Source organism: Acidimicrobiales bacterium, from assembly GCA_041394245.1.
Lineage (GTDB): Bacteria > Actinomycetota > Acidimicrobiia > Acidimicrobiales > Aldehydirespiratoraceae > JAJRXC01.
On the sequence record JAWKIR010000002.1, the window covers coordinates 100,132 to 122,466 of the forward strand.

Below are 22,335 nucleotides of genomic sequence, written 5' to 3' on the forward strand. Positions count from 1 at the left end.
CGAGTGGTTGGGTAGGGTCATCGGCATGGATCGCTGGGAGCTCGACGAGTGGCTCGGGTCGCTCACGCGGGTCGCGGCATCGACACGATCGGTGTACCGGCGCGACATGCGAGCAGCGGCGAGCTGGCTCGCGGATCACGAACGTGTCGATCCATCATCGGTGACCCGGCGCGATCTGCGGGGATATCTGGCCCAACTCGACCGCGACGGCTACGCCCGGCGCACCACCGCTCGCAAGGCCTCGGTGCTGCGGCGCTACTTCCACTGGGCCCAGCGCACCGGCCGGATCGATCACGACCCGAGCGCTGCGCTCTCGGCGCCGCGGGGAACGGCAACGCTGCCCCGCGTGCTCACGGCGTCCGAACTCGACGGTCTCGTCGAAGGCGGTCCGCGAAGTGACGATCGCCCCGAGATCGAGCTGCGCGATCGTGCCGTGGTCGAATTGCTCTACGGCAGTGGCCTCCGGGTCAGTGAGTTGTGCGGGCTCCGCACGCGCGATCTGTCCGGTCCCGCCGGCACGATCTCGGTCTGGGGCAAGGGCGACAAGCAGCGCCGGGTCCCCATCTCGGAGCCGGCGGCCGACGCGCTGGCAAAATGGATCCGCGAAGGCCGGCCGAAACTGGTGACGGAGGCGACACCCGACGACCAGGTGTTTCTGAACCGGCGAGGCACTGCGCTGTCACCGCGTGATGTGCGCCGCCTGCTCGACCGGCGATCACCCACCCCGACCCACCCGCATGCACTACGTCACACCTTTGCCACTCATCTTTTGGACGGAGGTGCCGATTTGCGTGCTGTGCAGGAATTGTTGGGCCACGCGGACCTCGCCACCACGCAGATCTACACCCGGGTGAGCCGCGAGCGCATGCGCGAGGTCCACCGATCGACCCATCCCCGCGCATAGGACTTTGCTGTGAGCGACGACGCCTCCGAGACCCAACGCCTGTGGGCCGACTACAAGCAGACCCGCGACCAGGGTCTGCGCGACAAGCTGATCATCCAGTACTCGCCGCTGGTCAAGTACGTGGCCGGCCGCGTGGGTGTCGGCCTTCCCCGCAATGTCGAGCAATCGGATCTCGTCAGCTTCGGCGTCTTCGGTCTCATCGACGCGATCGAGAAGTTCGATCCGGAGCGCGGCTACAAGTTCGAGACCTACGCAATCGCCCGAATCAAGGGAGCGATCCTCGATGAGCTGCGCTCGATCGACTGGGTGCCCCGGTCCGTGCGGTCGAAGGCCCGCACCCTCGAGCGGGCCATGGGCAAGCTCGAGGCCGAACATCATCGGGCCCCCACCGACGACGAGGTGGCCGAGGAGATGGGGGTCACCCCCCAGCAGCTCCAGACGACGCTGAGCCAGATCTCATTCGTCGGCGTGGCTGCCCTCGACGAAATGCTGTCCGGTGGCGAACGCGGCGAGTCGGTGACCTTGGGCGACACGGTGGCCGACGGCGGCGATGGGCCGATGGGTGTCTACGAGGTCGAAGAGATGCGGCAGATCCTCGCCGAATCGATCAATCGCATGCCCGAGCGGGAAAAGATCGTCCTGACGCTCTACTACTACGAGGGGCTCACCCTGGCCGAGATCGGCCGTGTGCTCAGCGTGACCGAGAGCCGGGTGTGTCAGATCCACACGAAGGCCGTCCTGCAGCTTCGGTCGCGGATCACCGCCGCCGAGCGCGAGCCGGTCTAGCGGCGCCCGCAGCCGGCGAGTCGGCTGCCGAACTCCACTTCCCCCGAGATCCGACAAGGGGAGTGGTGTGTCCATCATCCGAGTATTCGCCCTGGCGCTGGCAATCGTGCTGTTGTCACCCGTGTCCGCCGGGGCCGCGAGCATCCGCCTGACGCCACCGACCGACGCTCCGGTGCTCGACCCGTTCCGTCTTCCCGACGGCCCGTACGGCGCAGGCAACCGCGGCATCGAATACGACACCCGTCCCGGCGGCCTCGTGCGTGCAGCCGCCGACGGCGTGGTCTCGTTCTCGGGTCCGGTCGCAGGCTCGTTGTTCGTCAGCCTCGACCATCCGGGCGGACTCCGGACCACCTACGGGTTCGTGGGGCGACTCCTGGTTCGCCGGGGTGCCGCGGTTCGACGCGGCGATGTGGTTGCCGTCGCCGACGGCCCGTTCCACTTCACCGTCCGGGTCGACGGTGTCTACGTCGACCCGGCCACCCTGTTCGGACGGGTCGTCCTGCGACTGCGCCTGATCCCACACCTTGCCGATGGAGCCCGTGCTGATCCGAATCCGCCCGATACACTGCTCGACGGCTCGATCGAGCCTCGGACGATGCCACTTCGGGATCGACGAAATCACAGGGTTCGTGCAACACCCGGTCGCCTCGGCGTCCCGCACGGACACACAACCGGGAAAGAAGAACACCATGGCAGTCATCTCCATGAAGCAGCTGTTGGAGGCCGGCGTCCACTTCGGCCACCAGACCCGCCGCTGGAACCCGAAAATGAAGCGGTTCATCCACGGCGAGCGGTCCGGTATCCACATCGTGGATCTCCACCAGACCCTGAACCACCTCGAGACGTCCTACGTGTTCGTCCGCGATCTCGTCGCCAATGGCGGCACCGTGCTGTTCATCGGCACCAAGAAGCAGGCCCAGGACTCCATCCAGTCCTACGCCGAACGCTGCAACATGCCCTACATCAACGAGCGGTGGTTGGGCGGCATGCTCACCAACTTCCAGACGATGTCGAAGCGCGTGGGCAAGATGAAGGACTACCAGCGCATGCGCGACTCGGGCGAGTTCGAGGCGATGCCCAAGAAGGAAGCCCTGCTCATCAATCGTGAGCTCGTGAAGCTCGAGCGCAACCTCGGCGGCATCCGCGACATGGAGAAGCTGCCCGACGCCATCTTCGTGCTCGACACCAAGAAGGAACACATCGCCGTCACCGAGGCCCGCAAGATCGGCGTGCCGATCGTGGCGGTCGTCGACACCAACTGCGATCCGGATCTCGTCGACTACGCCATCCCCGGCAACGACGACGCCATCCGTGCCGGTCAGCTCATGTGCCGTGTCATCTCCGACGCGGTGCAGGAAGGCCGCTTCATCCGCTCCAAGCGGCAGGAGAAGTCCGGTGAGGCCGGCGCCCAGCGCAATGCGCTGGAGGAGGCCGAGGTCGCCGCCCAGCAGGAGCAGGCACGCGCCGAGGCTGCCGCCCAGGCCGCCGAACGCGAAGCCCGTGTCGTCGCGGCCAAGGCCGAGGCCGAGTCCGCCCCCGTCGAAGAACCCGCGGTCGCCGCCGAGGCTCCTGTGGAAGACTCCCTTCCGCAGGCCGGCGACGAAGGTACGCCCGAGGCCTGACCGGTCCGCGACAACCACCCACACGAAGAAGCAATCGAGGAACGAGAGAGATGTCGATTTCCGCCAAGGACGTCAAAGCCCTGCGCGACGCAACGGGCGCCGGGATGATGGACGCGAAGAAGGCGCTCGTCGAGTGCGACGGCGACATGGAAGCCGCGGCGCAGCTTCTGCGCCAGAAGGGTCTGGCCAAGGCCGCCGACCGTGGTGACCGCGAGAACAACGAGGGCACGATCGCCCTGGCGGTCGACGGCAACACCGTCGCCCTCGTCCAGATCAAGACCGAGACCGACTTCTCGGCCAAGAACGAGGCCGTCACCGGGCTTGCACAAAAGCTCGCCGACGCCGTGCTGGCCGACGGTCCCGGGGCCATCGATGCCCACGCGACCGAGATCGAAGACCTCCAGGTCACGATCAAGGAGAACATCGCGGTCGGCGCGGTCGAGCGTGTGGAGGCCGCCGAGGGCAACACCCTCGACACCTACCTCCACGTCCAGGACGGTCGCGGGGTCAATGCCGTGGTCGTCGAGGGCAACGGCGTGAACCACGACGACCTCCACCAGGTGGCGCTCCACATCGCGTTCGCGAAGCCCTCCTACCTCAGCGCCGACGAGGTGCCCGAGGAGGAAGCGGCCAAGGAGCGCGCATCGTTGCTGGAGATCACGAAGGCCGAGGGCAAGCCCGAACAGTCCTGGGACAAGATCGTCGATGGTCGCATGCGCGGCTGGCTCGGCGAACGGGTCCTGCTCGAGCAGGGTCTCCATGGCGACAAGACTGCGGTCAAGGACAGCCTCGGCGGCGGTTCGATCGTGCGCTACGTGCAGGTCGTGATCGGCGCCTGATCGTGAGTGACGGCGACGACACTTCCCGGGGAACGCATCCGGCTCGTTGGGGCCGGGTGTTGCTCAAGCTCTCCGGGGAGGCGTTTGCCGGCCCCCAGGAATACGGCATCGACGGTCCGACCGTGCGCGCCATCGCAGAAGACATCGTCGCGGCGCGCAATCATTTCGACGTCGACATCGCCGTGGTCGTGGGCGGCGGCAACATCTGGCGAGGCATCCAGGGCTCGGGCGCGGGTATGGACCGGGCGCAGGCCGACTACATGGGGATGCTCGCCACCGTCATGAACGGCCTGGCCTTGCAGGACACCCTCGAGCAGATGGGCCAGCCCACCCGCGTGCAATCGGCCATTCACATGGCCCAGGTCGCCGAGCCCTACATCCGTCGCAAGGCGACCCGTCACCTCGAGAAGGGACGGATCGTCATCTTTGCCGGTGGCACGGGCAATCCGTTCTTCACGACCGACACGGCCGCATCGCTGCGCGCCGTCGAGATCGAGGCCGACGCCGTCCTGAAGGGGACGCACGGCGGAACCGACGGAATCTACACAGCCGACCCACGTCTCGACCCGAACGCGACCAAACTCGACCACGTGAGCTATCTCGACGTCCTCAACCGAGGCCTCAAGGTCATGGACGCGACCGCCATCACGCTGTGCATGGACAACGATCTGCCGATCGTCGTGTTCGACCTCATGGGCGAGGGAAACTTCCGGTCCCTGCTCGCGGGAGAGGCGATCGGTACGCTCGTCGATGACGAGAAGGGACCGTCGTGAGCGAAATGATCGAGCTGGTGCTCGAAGAGGCAGCCGAGAAGATGGACGCGGCGGTCAGCCATGCCCGTTCGGAGTTCTCGACCATTCGCACCGGCCGCGCCAGCTCTGCGCTGTTCGAGCGGCTCACCGCCGAGGCCTACGGCGTCGAGATGAGGCTCCAGGAGTTGGCGAGTTTCGGGGTCCCCGAGGCCCGCATGCTCGTCGTGACGCCGCACGACGCCGCGAACCTCGAGGTGATCGAGCGGGCGATCGTCAACGCGAACATGGGCCTCACGCCGTCCAACGACGGCCGCGTCATCCGATTGGCCTTCCCCCCGCTCAACGAGGAGCGTCGCCGTGATCTCGCCCGTGTCGTGGGCGGAATGGCCGAAGACGCGAAACAGCGAGTGAACGCAATACGACGTGCGGCGCGCAAGGATCTTGACGATCTCGAGAACGACGGGGGAGTCTCCTCCGACGACATCCAACGAGCCGAGGGACAACTCGATGCTCTGAAAGATGCCCGGATCGCGGCAATCGACGAGGCGCAGGCCCACAAAGAGCAGGAGCTGATGGAGGTCTGACCTCCATCGGTCCAGGGAAGGGCGAGACCATGACTGATCAACACAGCGGCTTCGACGACGAGGACTTCCGCGTCGCCGATGCCGACCCGGTCGACGACGACGTCGTACCCGGCCGCTCGGTGTTCGGCGACGACGACGAGTCGTTCGACGACGACGACGCCGCGGTGCCGCACTGGAGCGAGCCGGCGACCGGTGCCGTGCCGCAGGTGGGCGGGTCCGCCGACTCGGTGACGTTCGCGCCGCCGGCTGAACCCGCACTGATCGAGGCGAACGACGACGACATGGCGGCATGGGCCGATGTGTCGTCGACACCGCGCTGGGCCGACGAGGAGCCACTGATGCCCCCGACGCAGCCGCTGGTCGAGGACAGCGCCGACATCGCCGACGACTTCTTCGCGTTCGACGACAGCCAGGCTGCGAAGACCGCCGAGCCCTCGCTCGGCGCCGCGCTCAATGCCACACGCGGCGGTGGTGAGAGCGACCGCGACCTCCCGGTTGCGGTGATGGTCGGTGTCGGTCTCGCCGCCCTGATCCTCGCGGCCATGACGGTCGGTCCGGCTGCCGCACTCGCCGTGGTCACCCTCGCCCTCGGTCTTGCCGCGGTCGAGTTCTTCAACGCGGTCCGAATCGCCGGTCACCAGCCCGCCGTGCTGCTCGGGCTCACCGCGTCGGTCATGATGCCGCTCGCCGTCTACTGGCGAGGCGAGCAGGCGATGGTTCTGGTGGTGGTGTTGTCGATCGTCTTCGGTTCGCTCTGGTACCTGACCGGCGTCGGCAACGAATCTGCGGTTCGGGGTCTGGGCACGACCCTGCTCGGGATCATCCACATCGGACTCCTGGGGTCGTTCGCCGCTCTGATGCTCGGTACGACCGTCGGGGGCGTCGACGTGGGAACGGGTCTGCTCACCGCTGCGGTGCTCGTCACCGTCGGCTACGACGTGGGTGCACTCGCGATCGGCAAGGTCATGGGCCGCACGCCGCTGTCGCCGGCGAGCCCCAACAAGACCATGGAAGGCCTGGTGGGCGGCATGGTCGTCGCCGTGGCCGTCGGTGTGATCATGGGGATCATGGGCAAGCCCGCCCCCTTCGCCGGTGAAGTGTGGGGTGGGGGCTTCGGCGCCTCGTTGCTGCTCGGTCTCGTCGCGGCGCTCGCCGCCCCGATCGGCGATCTCGCCGAGTCGCAGATCAAGCGCGACCTCGGCATCAAGGACATGGGATCGATTCTTCCCGGCCACGGCGGTCTGCTCGATCGCTTCGACGGCTTGTTGTTCGTGCTCCCGGCGACCTACTACGTCGCCGTGCTCATGGACGTCGTCTCGCCCGGCTGAGCCTCACCTCACGAGCCGACCCACGACACGCCCCGGCCGGAAGGTAGCGTCGCGCCCATGACGACGTCGGTAGCCGTCCTCGGCTCCTCTGGTTCGATCGGGACGCAGACGCTCGACATCATTCGCGCCGATCCCGACCGTTACCGCGTGTCGGCGCTCGGTGTCGCCCGATCGATCGACGTCGTTGTGGCGCAGGCCGAGGAGTTCCGACCCGACGTCGTGGCGGTCGCCGATGCGTCGCTGGCGCGCGGGCTCGCCGATCGACTTCCACCGGGTATCGAGCTGCTCGTCGGTGACGACGCGATGGCCACCGCCGCCAGGCTCGGTGACGTGATCATCAATGGTGTGGTGGGGTTCGCCGGACTCGCAGTGACGCTGTCGGCCCTCGAAGCCGGCAAGCGCCTCGGCCTGGCCAACAAGGAGTCGCTCATCGCCGCCGGACCCGTGGTCCAGAGGGTCTGGGCGGCGTCCGCCGGCGATCTGATCCCGGTCGACAGCGAACACTGCGCCGTGCACCAGTGTCTGCGGGCCAACGAGGTGCTCGACAAGGTGACCGCCGACGATCGCGTCCACGAGATCGTGCTCACCGCGAGCGGGGGACCGTTCCGAGGCCGCAGCCGCGCCGATCTGGCCGAGGTGACCATCGACGATGCGCTGGCCCACCCGACCTGGTCGATGGGCCCGAAGATCACCATCGATTCGAGCACGCTGATGAACAAGGGCCTCGAGGTCATCGAAGCCCATGAGCTCTTCGGCGTCGACTACGACCGGATCAATGTGGTGGTCCATCCCCAGTCGATCGTGCACTCGATGGTGAGCTACACCGATGGTGCGACGATCGCCCAGCTCTCGATGCCCGACATGCGACTCTGCATTGGCTACGCATTGGCCTTTCCCGACCGACTGGAAGTGCCGTACGGCGCGATCGATTGGACCGAGATGTCGCGACTCGACTTCCAACCCCCCGACCTCGAGGCGTTTCCGTGCCTCCGGCTGTGCTACGAGGCGGGCCGCGCCGGGGAGACCGCCCCCACATGGATCAGCGCGGCCAACGAGGTTGCGGTCGACGAGTTCCTCAAGGGACGCATCCGCTGGGTCGACATTCCCGATGTGCTCGATGCGAGTCTTCAGGTCTGGCCGGGAACAATCGCGACCGATGTCGACGTTGTACTCGACGTCGACCGGGAAGCCCGCGTCGTCGCTGCTCAGCTGATCGACCAGAGAGTGCACGCATGACGCTCAACGCAGGCCCCCCTGCTTCGGCGACCGAAGAACGCCCCAACGACTTCACGGGGTTGATCCTTCTCGTCCTCGCGGTACTCGCCCTCGGGATCTTCGCCAGCTGGAGCTGGGCGTTCATCGTCATCGCGCTCATCTTCATGATCTTCATGCACGAGATGGGGCACTTCGTCACGGCCAAGCTCACCGGGATGAAGGTCACCGAGTTCTTCATCGGGTTCGGCCCCCGCATCTGGTCGTTCCACAAGGGCGAGACAGAATACGGTGTGAAGTTGATCCCGGCGGGCGCCTACGTCCGCATCATCGGGATGAACAACCTCGATCCGGTCGAGCCGGGTGACGAGGACCGGGCCTACCGGGTGAAGTCGTTCCCCCGGAAGTTGTTGGTGGTCACGGCCGGCTCGCTGATGCACTTCTTCATGGCGTTGCTGTTGATCTACGCCTTCCTCGCCTGGCAGGGGCAGGAGTCCGACTCGGGCGAATGGTCCATCGCATCGGTGAGTGACCAGAGCGCCGCCGGCGCGTTGGGTCTCGAAGTCGGCGACGAACTCATCAGCATCGACGGCATCCCGGTTGGCGACTTCGTGCAGTTCGGCGAGATCGTGGCCTCCCGTGGCGCGCAGGAGGTCGAGGTCGAGTACCGCCGTGGCAACGACACGATCGTCGGCTCCGTCGTGCTCGGCGGTCGGCTCTCGCCCGAGGGTGCGGCGACGATCCGGGGTCTCGAGCAGGCCGATCGGATCCTCCAGATCGACGGCGTCGACGTGTTCAGCTGGGACGACGTGGAGGCGGCGGTCGACGGTCGCTTCGGCGAGGAACTCCCGGTCGTGTTCGACCCTGCCCGCGGTACGACGATCCAGGTCGTCGAGAATGCCGTGTTCGAGAGCCTGTTGCCTGCCGACGAAGCCACGATCGGCTTCTTCGGGGTCTCGCAGGAGCCGCGGCGCGAGTCGCTCGGCGTGATCGGTGCCGCACCTGCGGCGGTCAGGGAGTTCGGCAGCATCTTCTCGCTGATCACCACGGGAATGTGGGACACCCTGACGGGCGGAGCCCTTCCCACCTTCGTGTCCGACACACTGTCCGGCGACGTCAACAGCGTCCACGACGACATCACGTCGACCGATGCAGGTGAGCGCGAGGTCGCGAGCCGCGCACTCGACGAGGGGAACCCCGACGAGGAACGCATCATCTCGATCTACGGTGCCGCTCGCGTCGGCAGCCAGATCACCGACGAGGGTCTCGACGGGGCGCTCGTCTTCATGGCGTTCCTCAACATCTCGGTCGGGTTCCTCAACCTGCTGCCGCTGCCGCCGCTCGATGGCGGGCATGTCGTCATCGCCACCTACGAGCGGCTGCGGTCGTTCGGTGGTCGGCGCCACGAGGTCGACTACAACAAGGTCATGCCCGTCACCTATGTGGTGTTCGTGCTGCTCACCGGGTTCGGTCTGCTCGCGATCTTCCGCGACATCATCGATCCGATCAACATCGGCTAGCGGACCCGACCCTCCCCGGTAGCCTCGGCGTCAATGGAGTTCACACAGAGCTTTCCTCGTCGTCCCACGAAGCAGATCATGGTCGGCGATGTGCCGGTCGGTGGGGGAGCACCCGTCACCGTCCAGTCGATGACCGTGACCAAGACCGCCGATCACGAGGCGACGCTGCAGCAGATCTACGCCCTGGCGGCGGCCGGTGCCGACATCGTGCGCTGCACGTGCAACGAGCCCGAGGCGGCCGAGGGCCTCGCCCGGATCGTGCCCCGATCGCCGGTCCCGATCGTCGCCGACATCCATCACCAGTATCGGCGCGCCCTCGAGGCGCTCGAGGCGGGCGTGCACTGCCTCCGTCTGAATCCGGGCAACATCAAGAACCCCGAGCACATCAAGACCGTGGCCCGCGAGGCCAAGGACCGCAACGTGCCCATTCGCATCGGTGTCAATGGCGGTTCGCTGCACCCGGATCTCTACAGGAAGTACGGCGACCGGGTGACCCCGGAAGCAATGGTCGAGTCGGCGCTGCAGGAGATCGCCTACTTCGAGGAGGTCGACTTCGACCTGATCAAGATCTCGGTCAAGGCCTCAAGCGTGCCGCTGATGATCGAGGCGTATCGCCAGCTCGCCGAGGTGACGGACCATCCGTTGCACCTCGGGGTGACCGAGGCAGGCCCGCCACCGATCGGAACGCTGAAGGCCACCGCCGGGATCGCCACGCTGCTCGCCGAGGGTATCGGCGACACCATCCGCTACTCGCTCACCGCTGACCCGGTCGAGGAGGCCAGGGCCGGCCGACAGTTGCTCGAGGTGATGGGGCTGCGCGAGCGCAAGAACGTGGACCTGATCGCCTGTCCGAGTTGTGGGCGGGCCGAAGTCGATGTGTTCACGATCGCCCAGGATGCGATGGCTGCGTTCGGAGAGCGCGAGATCCCATTGCAGGTGGCCGTGATGGGATGCGTGGTCAACGGGCCCGGTGAGGCCCGCGACGCGGACCTCGGCATCGCGGCCGGCAACAAGCGGGGCCATCTGTTCGTCAAGGGGCAGAACGTCATGGTCGTGCCGGAGGACGAGATGGTCGACACACTCGTCGAGTGGGCCGAGTTCATCCACGAGCACGGCGCCGATGCAGCCCTCGAACGGGCGTCGGCAACGAAGGACGCGGCGAAGCGGGCGGCCGAAGAGGACCGAGATCGCAACCTCGGTGAGAAGGGCGACGACGCCAACGACACCGAGACGATCATCAAGGAGATCCGGCGAAAGCCCGAGCCGACCTGAATGGCGACCGTTCGGGTACCGCGCGCACAGGCCCGTGAACGGAGGCTGCCGCTGGTCTCCGTGCGTAGCGGTAGGCCGGCCGACGGCTACGCCGAGGCGGGTCGTGCCCCGTATGTGGTCCGCGTACCGCTGACGCAGACGGAGTTCGATCAGGTCCAGATGCTGAAGAAGCGTCAGACATCGGCGCTCTACGGCGGCGTGGCGTGTGTGGCCATCGGTGTCGCGATGGCCCGTTTTCCGGTTCTGCTGCCCCTCGGTGTGGTGATCGGGGTGATCTCGGCGGTGCTGTGGGGCACCTGCTGGCTCCTGCTGCGTCGACTTCTGCCGCAGGTCGAACCGGGTCCGCAGGCCGACGAATTCACGCTTCGCGGGGTACACAGGGATTTCGCGGCGGCGATCTTGCTAGAGTAGGAGGCGACGTTTCGGTAGTCCATTTGGATGAGGCGTGGCCCTGGGCCACGCCTTTCTCGATTGACCCGCTATTTGACTGAAGGGAGCAGCTCGCAATGGCCATCATCGACCGTGTCCGTGAGCTCGTGCTCCCGATCGTCGACGCCGAATCCGTCGAGCTCTACGACATCGAACACAACGGCGGCGTGCTCCGGATTTTCGTCGACGATCCCGATCGTGTGCTGGGCGACACCAGCACGGGCATCGACATCGACGTGATCAAGCGGATCAGTCGCAGCGTCAGCCATGTGCTCGACGAGACCGATCCGATCCCGGGGCGCTACACCCTCGAGGTGTCGAGTCCCGGGTTGGAACGCACGCTGCGTACGCCCGATCACTATCGCAAGGTGATCGGATCGGTCGTCAAGCTGAAGACCCGTCCCGACGCCGAGGGCGACCGCCGAATCCAGGGCGAACTCGCCGCCGTCCACGACGACGGCGTCGATGTCGTGACCGCCGACGGCGAGACCCGCCGCGTCGCGTTCGACGACATCTCGAAGGCTCGCACCGTCTTCGAATGGGGCCCGACCCCCAAACCGGGCGGCCCGAAGAACTCCCAGAAGATCCCCGAGAAGGAAGCTCCGACGTCATGAACCAAGACATGATGGAAGCACTCCAGGCGCTCGCCTCCGAACGCGGCATCACGGTCGATGCCCTGTTCGCGGCGCTGGCCGATGCCCTCGAGTCCGCCTACAAGCGGATGCCCGGGGCATACGAATACGCCTGGGTGACGATCAACCCCGACACCATGGACTTCCAGGTGTTCGCCCAGGAACTCGACGACGAGGGTGAGCCGGTCGGCGAGGAGTTCGAGGTCACCCCCGACGACTTCGGTCGTATCGCCGCCCAGACGGCCCGCCAGGTCATGACCCAGCGGATTCGCGAGGCCGAGCGCGAGCTCAAGTACGAGGAGTACGCGGGTCGTGAGGGCGACATCGTCACCGGCATGATCCAGCAGACCGATGCGCGCTACACGCTGCTCGATCTCGGCCGGGTGGAGGCTCTGCTGCCCCAGGCCGAGCAGGTTCCCTACGAGCGCCCCGACTCCAACGTCCGGATCAAGGCCTACATCGTCGAGGTACGCAAGACCGCGAAGGGTCCGCAGATCGTCGTCAGTCGTACCCACCCGGGCCTGGTGAAGCGGCTGTTCGAGCTCGAGGTGCCCGAGATCGCCGACGGTGTCGTCGAGATCAAGGCATGTGCGCGCGAACCAGGCCACCGCACCAAGATCGCCGTCTACTCGAACGACCCCAACGTCGACCCGGTCGGTGCGTGCGTCGGCGCCCGTGGCGCCCGTGTGCGCCAGGTCGTCAACGAGCTTCGTGGCGAGAAGATCGACATCGTGCCGTTCTCCGAGGATCTCGACGAGTTCGTCATGAAGGCGCTGTCGCCGGCCAAGGTCACCCAGGTCCGTCCCGATCCCGAGACGGGCGACTGCGACGTGATCGTGCCCGACTTCCAGCTGTCGTTGGCGATCGGCAAGGAGGGCCAGAACGCCCGTCTCGCCTCGCGTCTGACCGGCTGGGGCATCAACATCAAGAGCGAGACCCAGTTGGCCGAGGAAGAGGCCTACGGCGACGTCGAGTGGGCCGAAGGCGAGTGGGTCACCGATCCCGAGACCGGTGAGCAGGTGTGGCAGCCGGCCGACGGCGGCGAGGCCGTGTCGGCCTCCGACTGGGCCGAGGCCGTCGACGAGAACACCGAAGCCAACGCGGAAGCCGCCGCGTCGACCGACGATGTGGTCGAGGAGTCGCCCGTCGACGAAGTCGTCCCGGCGGATGCCGGTGGTGACACTGCGGTGGATGCCGGGGATGACACTGCGGCAGATGCCGGCGACGACACTGCGGCGGATGCCGGCGACGAAGAGGAATAGTCCGCGGCGAACGTGTGTGGGGTGTCGGCGGGTGTTGCCCGCCGACTCGCTCGTGCGCGTGCGGTGCGACGACGGCTCGCTGGTGACCGGTTCGGGTGCGGGTCGTGGCGCGTGGGTGGGGCCGTCCGCGGCATGTGTCGAGGCGGCCACGCAGCGTAAGGGTTTCGGCCGCAGCCTGCGGGCCGAGGTGAACGCTGCCGCGATCGCTAGGCTTCTGACGTCGTGGCCGACAGAACCGCCCGCGTGCCCCCACGCGAGCGATTGAGGCCATTTCCGGTGGGGCGTTGTCTCCACCGTTCGTTGATCACAAGGACTTTCGCCAGAACGTGCCATCCAACATTCGCGTCTACGAACTCGCCCGAGAGCTCGGTCTCACCAATGCCGAGACCCTCGACCTCGCCGAAGGCCTCGGTATCGGGGTCAAGAGCCACTCATCGAGCATCGTCGACGCGCAGGCAGACCGGGTTCGCCGCAAGGCGGAACGCGAGGGCCTGATCCGAGACGAACAGCCGCCCGAACCGGAGAAGAAGACCGCCAAGAAGTCGACCAAGAAGTCGACGAAGAAGTCGGCGAAGAAGTCCGCCAAGAAGTCTGCGGCCACCGCGAGCGACGACGGCGGCGCTCCGGCCGAGCCCGACGAGATCGAGGCTCCGGCCGAGGTCGAAGCTCCCGCCGCGGATGACGAGCCAACCTCCCGCGAATCCGAGCCCGCCGAGGCCGCACCCGAAGATGCGGATCCCGTTCAGGCTCCGGCCCCGCCGGCGGAACCCGCTGCGTCGGAGACGTCCGAAGACGAGCCGCCATCTGCGGCCCCGGCCGCGCCCGCCGCCCCCGCGCGGGTGATCTCCTCGAGCGGCAGCGCCGCTCCGCCCAAGCGCGCGACCGAGGAGCCGTCCGCTCCTGTGGCGCCGGTCGTCAAGAAGGTCGTCAAGAAGGTCGTCAAGAAGGTCGTCAAGAAGGTCGCGATCAACCCCAACGTGAAGCCGGGCGACGCCCCCACGTCCACGTCGGGCAAGCCGATCCCTCCGCCGCCGCGGTCCGCGACCGGTCGTGCGATCCCGCCCCCGCCGGGTGGGCGCGGGCCGCGTACCCCTGCAGGTGCACCGGCTCGTAGTGGTCCCGCCGGTGGTGGCATGCCGAGCGGTCGTCGCCCGTCGGGCGGTCCTCGCGAGCAGGTGCCGGGTGCCGGCGCTCCCGGTCGCGGTGGTCCCGGTGGTGGCCGTGGCGGTCCGGGTGGTCCCAACCAGGGACGTCGTCCGCCCCGTCGCAAGGGGCGTCGTCGCCGCACACGCGAAGAGCTGCAGCCGATGGATGCGCCGGCCTACACGCCGGAGGACGCACCCGTCCCCGAGGGAATCATCGTCGTCGAGCGCGCGTCGACTGCGCTCGATCTCGGGCCGAAGCTCAACCGCACCGCGGCCGATGTCGTGCGCTTCATGATGGAAGCGGGCGACATGGTCACCGCGACCCAGTCGCTGTCCGACGAGATGATCGAGCTGTTCGCCGACGACGTCGGCGCCGAGATCCGTCTCGTCGATCCTGGCGAAGAGCAAGAAGTCGAGCTCCAGAAGCTGCTCGAGGTCGACGAGGACGACGATGACGCACCGCTGCGCCCGCCCGTCATCACCGTGATGGGCCATGTCGACCACGGCAAGACCCTGCTGCTCGACCGGATCCGCAACGCCAACGTGGTCGAGGGTGAGGCGGGTGGCATCACCCAGCACATCGGCGCTTACCAGGTCGAGCGCGACGGTCAGAAGATCACCTTCATCGACACCCCGGGCCACGAGGCCTTCACCGCCATGCGTGCTCGCGGCGCGGGTTCCACCGACATCGTGATCTTGATGGTGGCGGCCGACGACGGCGTCATGCCGCAGACGATCGAGGCCATCAACCACGCGAAGGCGGCCGATGTGCCGATCGTCGTCGCGGTCAACAAGATCGACCGCGACAATGCCGATCCGCAGAAGGCGATCGCCGGCGTCGCCGAGCACGGCCTCGTTCCCGAGGCGTGGGGTGGTGAGACCATCTTCCAGGAGGTCTCCGCGCTCCAGAACATCGGGATCGAAGAACTGCTCGATCATCTGCTGCTCGTGGCCGAGGTCGAAGACCTCCGGGCCAGCCCCGAGGGTCGGGCCTCCGGTGTGGTGCTCGAGGCCAACCTCGACATCGGCCGTGGTCCTGTTGCGACGGTGCTGGTGCAGCGCGGCACCCTGAGGGTCGGCGACCCGATGGTCGCCGGAGCAGCATGGGGACGGGTGCGGGCGTTGATCAACGACCGCGGTGAGAACATCAAGGAAGCCGGTCCGTCCACGCCGGTGCAGGTGCTGGGCCTGAGCGAGGTCGCCGCGGCCGGCGACGACTTCGTCATCGCTCCCACCGAGAAGGTCGCCAATCGTGTGGCCGACACCCGCGAGCACTGGCAGCGCCAGTCGAGCCTGGGCCGTGAGGCGCACGCGCTCTCCGGCGGAGCGAAGCTCGAAGACATCTTCGAGCAGATCAAGCGCGGCGAGGCGGCAACGCTCAACATGGTCGTCAAGGCCGATGTGAACGGTTCGCTCGAAGCCGTCACCGAGTCGCTGCGCAAGCTCGAGCGCGACGAGGTGAAGATCGGCTTCGTCCATCGCGGCGTCGGCGGCATCACCGAGAACGACATCCAACTCGCGGCCGCATCCAACGCCACGATCATCGGCTTCAATGTTCGCCCGGAACGCAAGGCCCGGGACCTCGCCGAGGTCGAAGGCGTGGAGATCCGGACCTACGAGATCATCTACAAGCTCCTCGAAGACATCGAGGCGGCGATGGTCGGCATGTTGGCCCCCGAGTTCGAGGAAGTGGTCACCGGCGACGCCGAGGTCCGCGAGATCTTCAGCGTCCCTCGGATCGGCAAGATCGCCGGTTGCTACGTCACCAACGGCGTCATCACGCGCAACTCCAAGGTCCGCTTCCTGCGCGAAGGCACGATCATCTGGAAGGGCAAGGTCCAGTCGCTCAGGCGGTTCAAGGACGACGCCACCGAGGTGGCCGCCGGCTACGAGTGCGGCATCGGCCTGTCCGACTTCCAGGATCTCAAGGAAGGCGATGTGATCGAGACCTTCGAAGAGCGTGAGATCGAGCGGACGCTCGATTCCTAGCGTGCACGTTCTGGCGGTCGAGCTCGACATTCGCCTGCCGCAGTGCCAGTCGTTGAAGGAGAAGCGCGCGGTCCTTCGGCCGGTGCTCGACGGCCTGCGTCATCGTCACCCGGTCGCGGTGTCGGAGGTGGACCACCAGGATCTGTGGCAGCGTGCCGCGATCGGAATCGCGGTGGTGTCGGCGACCCCGTCGCATGCACAGGAGATGATGGACGGGGCCGAGCGGTTCGTCTGGTCGTTTCCCGAACTCGAGGTGTTGGCGTCGGCATCGCGCTGGCTGGAGGATGACTGATGGCGGCAAAGGGCAACAGACGACCACGGCGGGACAACCCTGCGACCGCCAACCGCATGGCGCGGGTGGGGGAGTTGATCAAGCGGATCATCGCGGAGGAGCTCGAGCAGTTCGACGACGAGCGCTTCGCGTTGGTGTCGCTCACGACCGTCGATGTCGACCGGGAGCTCCACCGGGCGGTGTGCTGGTTCACGACCCTCGACGGTGATGACGACGACGAGGTCGCCGAGGCGTTCGCCGAGTACCGCGGTCGGCTGCGAAAGGCCGTCGGCGACCAGGCTCGGCTCCGCAAGACGCCGGACCTCGAGTTCCGGGCCGACGACACCCTGCGGTCGGCGGAACGGATCGAGACGCTGCTGCGCAGCGACGACCGGCCGCCAGTGCCCGATCTCGACGACGACTGACGCCATGGCGACGAAGGATCGCGGCCCCGACGGGGTCGTCGTGATCGACAAACCGGCCGGGTGGACCAGCCACGACGTGGTCGCCAAGAGCCGCGGCGTGCTCGGCACTCGCAAGATCGGGCACAGCGGCACGTTGGATCCGGATGCGACCGGCGTCTTGGTGCTGGGGGTGGGCAAGGCGACCCGTCTCCTCCGGTTCCTCACGGAGCTCCCGAAGTCCTACGTGGGCGAGATCGTGCTCGGGATCGAGACCTCGACGCTCGATGCCGCAGGTGAGGTCACGGCGACCCACGACATGTCGTCGGTCACCGATGCGCAGGTCAGGGCGGCCACCGGGCCGCTGACCGGCGCCATCGAGCAGATCCCCCCGATGGTGTCGGCGGTGAAGATCGACGGGAAGCGTCTCCACGAGCTCGCCCGCGAGGGCAAGGAGATCGACCGGCCGCCTCGCCCGGTGGTCGTGTCGCGCTTCGATGTCGAGCCGGTCGCCGGTGAAGCCGGCGTGTGGCGGTGCGAGGTCGATTGCTCGTCGGGAACCTATGTCCGGACGCTTGCCGCCGATCTCGGCGCGGCGCTGGGCGGCGGCGCCCACCTTCGGGCCCTGCGCCGCACCGCGGTCGGAGGGTTCACCCTCGCCGATGCCGGCACGATCGAGTCCCCGACGCTGCGTCCGGTGTCCGACGCGGTCCGTCATCTCGATCATGTGGTCGCCGATGCCGAGATGGCTGCCGATGTCGGCCACGGCAAGGTCCTGGGTCGCGAGCGGATGGGTGTCGGCGATGGGCCCGGACCCTGGGCCGTGTGCGACGAGGCCGGTGAACTGCTCGCCGTCTACGAGTCGCACAAGGGCGCCACGAAGCCCTCGGTGGTCATTCCCCGTTAGCCGCGGGCAACGGGAAGACCGGTAGCGTCGGGGGATGGAGATCCTCCACGATCGTGTCGACACGCTTCCCGACGCCGTGTCGGTGGCCGCGACGATCGGCGTGTTCGATGGCGTCCACATCGGCCATCAGGAGGTCTTTCGTCAGGTTCGGGAGGCCGCAGCGCAACTCGGTGTCGCGTCGGCGGTCGTCACGTTCGATGATCATCCCGCCCACGTGGTGCGGCCCGAGAGCGCACCGCAGCTGCTCACCACCCTCGAGCAGAAGCTCGAGCTCATCGCCGCCCAGGGCATCGACTACACCTATGTCGTCCACTTCGATGTGGAGCGGGCGGCGACGCATCCCGAGGTGTTCGTTCGTGAGGTCTTCGTCGACGCGCTGCATTCCCGTGTCATCGTGGTGGGTGAGGACTTCCACTTCGGCAAGGGCCGCAGCGGCAATGTCGCCGGCCTGCGAGAGCTCGGCGAGGGGTGGGGCTTCGAGGTCCGGGCCCTCGATCTCATTCGACACCGCGACGACGATCGCGAGCCGGTGTCGTCGACCAGGATCCGACGTGCACTCGCCGGAGGAGACGTGGCCCTGGCCGCGAAGCTGCTGGGCCGCCCCTACACCGTGCGGGGCACCGTCGAGCGAGGCGACCAGCGGGGGACCGGGATCGGGTTCCCGACGGCCAATCTGCCGGTGCCCAAGGTGATGGCGTGGCCCGCCGACGCCGTCTACGCGGGATGGTGCGACCGTGCCAACGGTGAGCGTCACCCGTGCGCGATCAACATCGGGCGGCGTCCGACCTTCTACGAGCACACCGAACAGTCCCTGCTCGAGGCCCACCTCATCGGATTCCACGGCGACCTCTACGGCGAGACGGTCGATGTCTCGTTCGTCGAGTTCCTCCGCAGCGAGCGCAAGTTCGACGGTATCGACCAGCTCGTGGCCCAGCTCGAGACCGACATCGCCGACGCCTTGACAGTGCTCGGCCACTACTAGAACATGTTCTAGAAATGTTCACCGGACTGGTTGAAGAAGTCGGCACGGTTCGATCCGTGACCCCCGTCGGCGAGGGCGCCCGTGTCGTGATCGACGCGACGCTCGTGCTCGACGATGCCCAGATCGGCGCATCGATCGCGGTCAACGGCTGCTGTCTCACCGTGGTGGAGTTCGACGAGACCTGGTGGGCCGCCGATGCCGTACCCGAGACGCTCGACCGCACCAACATCGGGGAGCTGCGACCGGGAGATCCCGTCAATCTCGAGCGCCCACTGGCCGCCAACGGTCGCTACGGGGGCCACGTGGTGCAGGGGCACGTCGACGCCACCGCCGCGGTCGGCGCGATCGACGAGCTCGACGACGGATCGTTCCGCTACACGTTCGAGCTCCCGCCCTCACTCGCCAACTATGTGGTCGAGAAGGGAAGCGTCGCCATCGACGGAATCAGCCTGACGGTTGCGGGCATCGATGCCACGAGCTTCTCGATTGCCGTCATCCCCCACACGCATGAGGTCACGACCATCGGACGGCGTACCGTGGGCGACAGGGTCAATGTCGAAGCCGACGTGTTGGCCAAGTACGTGGAGCGACTCGTTCGCCCCTCGCTCTGATCGGGAGACCACCAACATGACGCAGCTCGACACCATCGACGATGCGATCGAATCGTTCAAGCGGGGCGAGTTCCTCGTTGTCGTCGACGACGAGGACCGCGAGAACGAGGGTGATCTCATCATCGCCGCCGATGCGATGACCGAGGAGAAGATGGCATGGATGGTGCGCCATACCAGCGGCGTGATCTGTGCGCCGATGTCGGAGCAGCACGCCGATCGCCTGCAGTTGCCGCTGATGGTCGCCGAGAACACCGAAGCCCATCGCACCGCGTTCACGGTCACGATCGACCTCGTCGCCGGGAACAGCACCGGCATCTCGGCCGCTGACAGGGCCCGCACCGTCGCCGCGCTGGCCGACCCACACCGTTCGCCCCGCGAGTTCAGCCGCCCCGGCCACATCTTCCCCCTGCGAGCCCGCAACGGCGGGGTTCTGAAGCGGGCCGGCCACACCGAAGCGGCCGTCGATCTGTGCCGTATGGCCGGGCGGGTCGAGGTCGCAGCGATCTGCGAGATGACCAAGGACGACGGCACGATGTTGCGCCTCGCCGACTGTCGGGCGTTCGCCGACCAGTGGGGGCTTCGCCTGATCTCCATCGCCGATCTGATCCGTCACCGCCGTCGCCGTGAGAAGCTCGTCGAGCACTTCGCTGCCGCCCGGGTCCCCACGACCTACGGCGACTTCATGGCCCACGCCTACCGGTCGCTGCTCGACGGTGTCGAGCACGTCGCCTACGTGATGGGCGACGTGGAGGCGGGGACGCCGCCGCTCGTGCGAGTCCACAGCGAATGCCTGACCGGCGACATCCTGGCGTCGATCCGGTGCGACTGCGGCCCGCAGCTGCACACGGCGCTGCAGAAGATCGCCGACGAGGGCCGCGGGGTACTCGTCTACCTCCGGGGCCACGAAGGTCGCGGGATCGGGATCGGTCACAAGCTGCGGGCCTACGCGTTGCAGGACGGCGGGATGGACACGGTCGAGGCCAACGAGGCCCAAGGGCTGCCGATCGATTCGCGTGAGTACGGGGTCGGAGCCAACATCCTCGCCGATCTCGGGATCACGGCCATGCGGCTGATGACCAACAACCCGACCAAGCTCGGCGGCCTCGAGGGCTACGACCTGGAGATCACCGAGCGGGTTCCGATCGAGATCGAAACCAACCCGGAGAACGTGCGGTACCTGCGGACCAAGCGCGACCGGATGGGTCACACACTCGCCGAAGACGCCTGATCGGGCGGCAGCGCAGCCTGCTGGGCCGCGGCGTACACGCCCTGGTCGTGGCTGAACTCGACCACATTGCCGTCGGGATCGACGATGGCGCAGATGTAGCCGACGGGCGGTCCGTGGTCGACGGCGTCCCAGTGCAGGACCCCCTCGACCCGAGCCTCGTCGGCGATGGCGTCGACGGCATCGCGCGATGTCACTTCGAACCCGAGGTGGGCGAGCGGGCTGAGCACCGTCGCGACGTCGTCGAAGTCGTCGGCCTTCTCGATCAGGACCAGCACGAACGGGTGCGCAGGGGCGGCACGGTCGACGGGGTGCCCGAGCCACGCGGTGCGGCCCTCGTCGTCGGTCCGGTCGTGCACGCACACGAGCGGCGTCCAACGGGCGTACCAGTCGAGGCTCGCCTGGAGGTCTCGAACCGGCAGGGCGACATGGGTCCAGCGGGTCGAAGCCGGGCCAGGAGCGTTCACCCCTCCAGTGTGGCGGCCACGGGCCGAGCCGCGGCGGACACGCCGGTTCTCGACCACGTGTGAGCGAACGAACGGTCGTCGAGCCGGCCCGGGGACCACATGCCCCAGACCCCGCCGACGGCGGCGTGGGTGCGGTCGTTCCATTCGATGCACGACGGCTCGGCCACCCGGCGAACGACCTGGCGGATACCCCCGTCGTGGACGACATAGCCCGCCCAGACGCCGGGATGGTCCTTGGTCGCGCCGACCTCGGTGATGACGGCCGATCGATGGATCCGCGATCGGTTGCGGTGCGTGTGGCCCGACGAGATCAGGAGGTCGGGATTCGTGTCGACGAGGGCGTCGAGCACATGGCCTGCCTGGCGCTTGGGCGTCCCGAGCGGCCAGAACCGCGGGTAGTGGTGCGTCTCGAGGTGATGGTGGAGCAGGAGGAGAACGGGGTCGTCGGTGTCGACGGCCCTGCAGAGCGACTCCGACAGGTGCTCGATCCGCCCCCAGGTGTGCCGCGGCGTCGTGGTGTCGGCGGCGACGATTCGCACGCCCGGGAGATCGATCGTCTGGATGTCGTCGGGGAACAGGCCGCGCCGGCGGAGTTCGTGGGCGGCATCGAGGGACCCGGGCTTTTGGAACGTGTCGTGATTGCCCGGGATCGCGACGACCGGGATGGTGGCGGCATCGAGCAGCTCGTCGAACTGCTCCCAGTGGTCGGGTTGGCCGAGGTCGGTGATGTCGCCCTTGATGACCAGCAGCTCCGCCCCCCACTCGGTCGCCTCGGCGATCGCGGCGAGCGCGCAGCGCAGCGGATAGGTGTGGGCGTGGTTCCCGGTCTCGCGTATGTCCTTGACGAGGCCGAAGCCCTCCTCGCCCAGATGGAGGTCGCTGATCGTGGCGATGCGGGTGAGGTCGGGTCCGGGGATCGGAGGGGTCGTGTGGATCTCGCGCGTGGCGATGACGCGCCGGTCGAGCGTGATGTCGACGACGTTGGCAGCGCCCGTTGTCAGCCCTGTGATCTCACCGGCACCGGGGCGGCCACCCTCGCCGAGTGTCTGGCAGTGCCCACGAACGACCACGCCGACGTCACCGGGGGGCACGTCACGCCAGACCAGTTGCGCGACGGAATCCTCGACGGCGAAGACCTCGACGGGCGCGAGACCGGTGAAGGGGAGTGTCGGCGGCACCCTCATCCATCGGCCCT

Annotated in this window: 23 protein-coding genes; 20 read left to right on the top strand and 3 right to left on the bottom strand. The window is 67.4% G+C overall.

Features of this window, described 5'->3' with window-relative positions; translation table 11 throughout:
* Positions 1-25: 25 nt before the first annotated feature.
* Both R2707_00565 and whiG read left to right on the top strand, forming a co-directional pair.
* Positions 26-904 (top strand): tyrosine recombinase XerC, encoded by an 879-nt coding sequence (locus R2707_00565; protein ID MEZ5243560.1) that lies wholly within the window; start codon positions 26-28, stop codon positions 902-904.
* Positions 905-913: 9 nt separating this feature from the next.
* Positions 914-1,690, top strand: coding sequence for an RNA polymerase sigma factor WhiG (whiG, locus tag R2707_00570; GenBank protein ID MEZ5243561.1), 777 nt, complete (start codon positions 914-916; stop codon positions 1,688-1,690).
* Between the two features lie 115 nt (positions 1,691-1,805).
* Here the strand turns inward: whiG and R2707_00575 are convergent, their stop codons facing one another.
* Positions 1,806-2,396 (bottom strand): hypothetical protein, encoded by a 591-nt coding sequence (locus R2707_00575; protein MEZ5243562.1) that lies wholly within the window; start codon positions 2,394-2,396, stop codon positions 1,806-1,808.
* Here R2707_00575 and rpsB point away from each other — a divergent pair.
* The 18 genes from rpsB (at position 2,380) to R2707_00665 (ending at position 20,676) form a co-directional block, all read left to right on the top strand.
* Positions 2,380-3,312: a 30S ribosomal protein S2 gene (rpsB, locus tag R2707_00580; protein ID MEZ5243563.1), complete on the top strand. Its 933-nt coding sequence runs from the start codon at positions 2,380-2,382 to the stop codon at positions 3,310-3,312. The genes R2707_00575 and rpsB overlap by 17 nt on opposite strands.
* A gap of 50 nt (positions 3,313-3,362) precedes the next feature.
* Complete coding sequence (tsf, locus tag R2707_00585; GenBank protein MEZ5243564.1) at positions 3,363-4,151, top strand: translation elongation factor Ts; 789 nt, start codon at positions 3,363-3,365, stop codon at positions 4,149-4,151.
* A gap of 2 nt (positions 4,152-4,153) precedes the next feature.
* A complete protein-coding gene (gene pyrH, locus R2707_00590) occupies positions 4,154-4,924 on the top strand; it encodes a UMP kinase (protein ID MEZ5243565.1) in 771 nt (256 codons plus the stop codon).
* A 5-nt stretch (positions 4,925-4,929) separates the two neighbouring features.
* Complete coding sequence (frr, locus tag R2707_00595; protein MEZ5243566.1) at positions 4,930-5,487, top strand: ribosome recycling factor; 558 nt, start codon at positions 4,930-4,932, stop codon at positions 5,485-5,487.
* 29 nt (positions 5,488-5,516) lie between these two features.
* Complete coding sequence (locus tag R2707_00600; GenBank protein MEZ5243567.1) at positions 5,517-6,815, top strand: phosphatidate cytidylyltransferase; 1,299 nt, start codon at positions 5,517-5,519, stop codon at positions 6,813-6,815.
* Between the two features lie 57 nt (positions 6,816-6,872).
* Entirely contained in the window at positions 6,873-8,051 is a 1,179-nt protein-coding gene (gene dxr, locus R2707_00605) for a 1-deoxy-D-xylulose-5-phosphate reductoisomerase (protein ID MEZ5243568.1), read from the top strand.
* Positions 8,048-9,547 carry a site-2 protease family protein gene (locus R2707_00610; protein ID MEZ5243569.1) on the top strand — a complete coding sequence of 500 codons (1,500 nt, stop codon included), beginning with the start codon at positions 8,048-8,050 and terminating at the stop codon, positions 9,545-9,547. The genes dxr and R2707_00610 overlap by 4 nt, the downstream gene beginning before the upstream one ends.
* A 33-nt stretch (positions 9,548-9,580) precedes the next feature.
* A complete protein-coding gene (gene ispG / locus R2707_00615) occupies positions 9,581-10,819 on the top strand; it encodes a flavodoxin-dependent (E)-4-hydroxy-3-methylbut-2-enyl-diphosphate synthase (GenBank protein ID MEZ5243570.1) in 1,239 nt (412 codons plus the stop codon).
* Positions 10,820-10,978: 159 nt separating this feature from the next.
* Positions 10,979-11,230, top strand: coding sequence for a hypothetical protein (locus R2707_00620; GenBank protein ID MEZ5243571.1), 252 nt, complete (start codon positions 10,979-10,981; stop codon positions 11,228-11,230).
* A 95-nt stretch (positions 11,231-11,325) separates the two neighbouring features.
* Positions 11,326-11,862: a ribosome maturation factor RimP gene (rimP, locus tag R2707_00625; GenBank protein MEZ5243572.1), complete on the top strand. Its 537-nt coding sequence runs from the start codon at positions 11,326-11,328 to the stop codon at positions 11,860-11,862.
* Entirely contained in the window at positions 11,859-13,142 is a 1,284-nt protein-coding gene (nusA, locus tag R2707_00630) for a transcription termination factor NusA (GenBank protein ID MEZ5243573.1), read from the top strand. The genes rimP and nusA overlap by 4 nt, the downstream gene beginning before the upstream one ends.
* Before the next feature lie 326 nt (positions 13,143-13,468).
* Positions 13,469-16,276 (top strand): translation initiation factor IF-2, encoded by a 2,808-nt coding sequence (gene infB / locus R2707_00635; protein ID MEZ5243574.1) that lies wholly within the window; start codon positions 13,469-13,471, stop codon positions 16,274-16,276.
* Position 16,277: 1 nt separating this feature from the next.
* Positions 16,278-16,568 carry a DUF503 domain-containing protein gene (locus tag R2707_00640; GenBank protein ID MEZ5243575.1) on the top strand — a complete coding sequence of 97 codons (291 nt, stop codon included), beginning with the start codon at positions 16,278-16,280 and terminating at the stop codon, positions 16,566-16,568.
* Positions 16,568-16,972 (top strand): 30S ribosome-binding factor RbfA, encoded by a 405-nt coding sequence (gene rbfA / locus R2707_00645; GenBank protein ID MEZ5243576.1) that lies wholly within the window; start codon positions 16,568-16,570, stop codon positions 16,970-16,972. Before R2707_00640 ends, rbfA begins: the two co-directional genes overlap by 1 nt.
* Before the next feature lie 4 nt (positions 16,973-16,976).
* Positions 16,977-17,855, top strand: coding sequence for a tRNA pseudouridine(55) synthase TruB (gene truB / locus R2707_00650; protein MEZ5243577.1), 879 nt, complete (start codon positions 16,977-16,979; stop codon positions 17,853-17,855).
* Between the two features lie 34 nt (positions 17,856-17,889).
* Complete coding sequence (locus tag R2707_00655; GenBank protein MEZ5243578.1) at positions 17,890-18,837, top strand: bifunctional riboflavin kinase/FAD synthetase; 948 nt, start codon at positions 17,890-17,892, stop codon at positions 18,835-18,837.
* Between the two features lie 14 nt (positions 18,838-18,851).
* Positions 18,852-19,448 (top strand): riboflavin synthase, encoded by a 597-nt coding sequence (locus R2707_00660; GenBank protein MEZ5243579.1) that lies wholly within the window; start codon positions 18,852-18,854, stop codon positions 19,446-19,448.
* A 16-nt stretch (positions 19,449-19,464) separates the two neighbouring features.
* Positions 19,465-20,676: a bifunctional 3,4-dihydroxy-2-butanone-4-phosphate synthase/GTP cyclohydrolase II gene (locus R2707_00665; GenBank protein MEZ5243580.1), complete on the top strand. Its 1,212-nt coding sequence runs from the start codon at positions 19,465-19,467 to the stop codon at positions 20,674-20,676.
* On the opposite strand, the gene R2707_00670 is transcribed toward R2707_00665, so the two are convergent.
* Together R2707_00670 and R2707_00675 are read right to left on the bottom strand one after the other, a co-directional pair.
* Positions 20,652-21,140 carry a VOC family protein gene (locus R2707_00670; GenBank protein MEZ5243581.1) on the bottom strand — a complete coding sequence of 163 codons (489 nt, stop codon included), beginning with the start codon at positions 21,138-21,140 and terminating at the stop codon, positions 20,652-20,654. The genes R2707_00665 and R2707_00670 overlap by 25 nt on opposite strands.
* On the bottom strand, positions 21,137-22,324 hold the full coding sequence (locus R2707_00675; protein ID MEZ5243582.1) for a metallophosphoesterase: 1,188 nt from the start codon (positions 22,322-22,324) through the stop codon (positions 21,137-21,139). The genes R2707_00670 and R2707_00675 overlap by 4 nt, the downstream gene beginning before the upstream one ends.
* Positions 22,325-22,335: the final 11 nt, after the last annotated feature.

Coding starts and splice junctions, on each gene's coding strand:
- truB (MEZ5243577.1), top strand. CDS start 16,977: ATGGCGACGAAGGATCGCGGCCCCGACGGGGTCGTCGTGATCGACAAA.
- R2707_00600 (MEZ5243567.1), top strand. CDS start 5,517: ATGACTGATCAACACAGCGGCTTCGACGACGAGGACTTCCGCGTCGCC.
- R2707_00620 (MEZ5243571.1), top strand. CDS start 10,979: ATGCTGAAGAAGCGTCAGACATCGGCGCTCTACGGCGGCGTGGCGTGT.
- R2707_00655 (MEZ5243578.1), top strand. CDS start 17,890: ATGGAGATCCTCCACGATCGTGTCGACACGCTTCCCGACGCCGTGTCG.
- ispG (MEZ5243570.1), top strand. CDS start 9,581: ATGGAGTTCACACAGAGCTTTCCTCGTCGTCCCACGAAGCAGATCATG.
- R2707_00660 (MEZ5243579.1), top strand. CDS start 18,852: ATGTTCACCGGACTGGTTGAAGAAGTCGGCACGGTTCGATCCGTGACC.
- tsf (MEZ5243564.1), top strand. CDS start 3,363: ATGTCGATTTCCGCCAAGGACGTCAAAGCCCTGCGCGACGCAACGGGC.
- R2707_00575 (MEZ5243562.1), bottom strand. CDS start 2,396: ATGGAGATGACTGCCATGGTGTTCTTCTTTCCCGGTTGTGTGTCCGTG.
- nusA (MEZ5243573.1), top strand. CDS start 11,859: ATGAACCAAGACATGATGGAAGCACTCCAGGCGCTCGCCTCCGAACGC.
- frr (MEZ5243566.1), top strand. CDS start 4,930: ATGATCGAGCTGGTGCTCGAAGAGGCAGCCGAGAAGATGGACGCGGCG.
- R2707_00565 (MEZ5243560.1), top strand. CDS start 26: ATGGATCGCTGGGAGCTCGACGAGTGGCTCGGGTCGCTCACGCGGGTC.
- R2707_00675 (MEZ5243582.1), bottom strand. CDS start 22,324: ATGAGGGTGCCGCCGACACTCCCCTTCACCGGTCTCGCGCCCGTCGAG.
- rpsB (MEZ5243563.1), top strand. CDS start 2,380: ATGGCAGTCATCTCCATGAAGCAGCTGTTGGAGGCCGGCGTCCACTTC.
- R2707_00610 (MEZ5243569.1), top strand. CDS start 8,048: ATGACGCTCAACGCAGGCCCCCCTGCTTCGGCGACCGAAGAACGCCCC.
- rbfA (MEZ5243576.1), top strand. CDS start 16,568: ATGGCGGCAAAGGGCAACAGACGACCACGGCGGGACAACCCTGCGACC.
- dxr (MEZ5243568.1), top strand. CDS start 6,873: ATGACGACGTCGGTAGCCGTCCTCGGCTCCTCTGGTTCGATCGGGACG.
- rimP (MEZ5243572.1), top strand. CDS start 11,326: ATGGCCATCATCGACCGTGTCCGTGAGCTCGTGCTCCCGATCGTCGAC.
- R2707_00665 (MEZ5243580.1), top strand. CDS start 19,465: ATGACGCAGCTCGACACCATCGACGATGCGATCGAATCGTTCAAGCGG.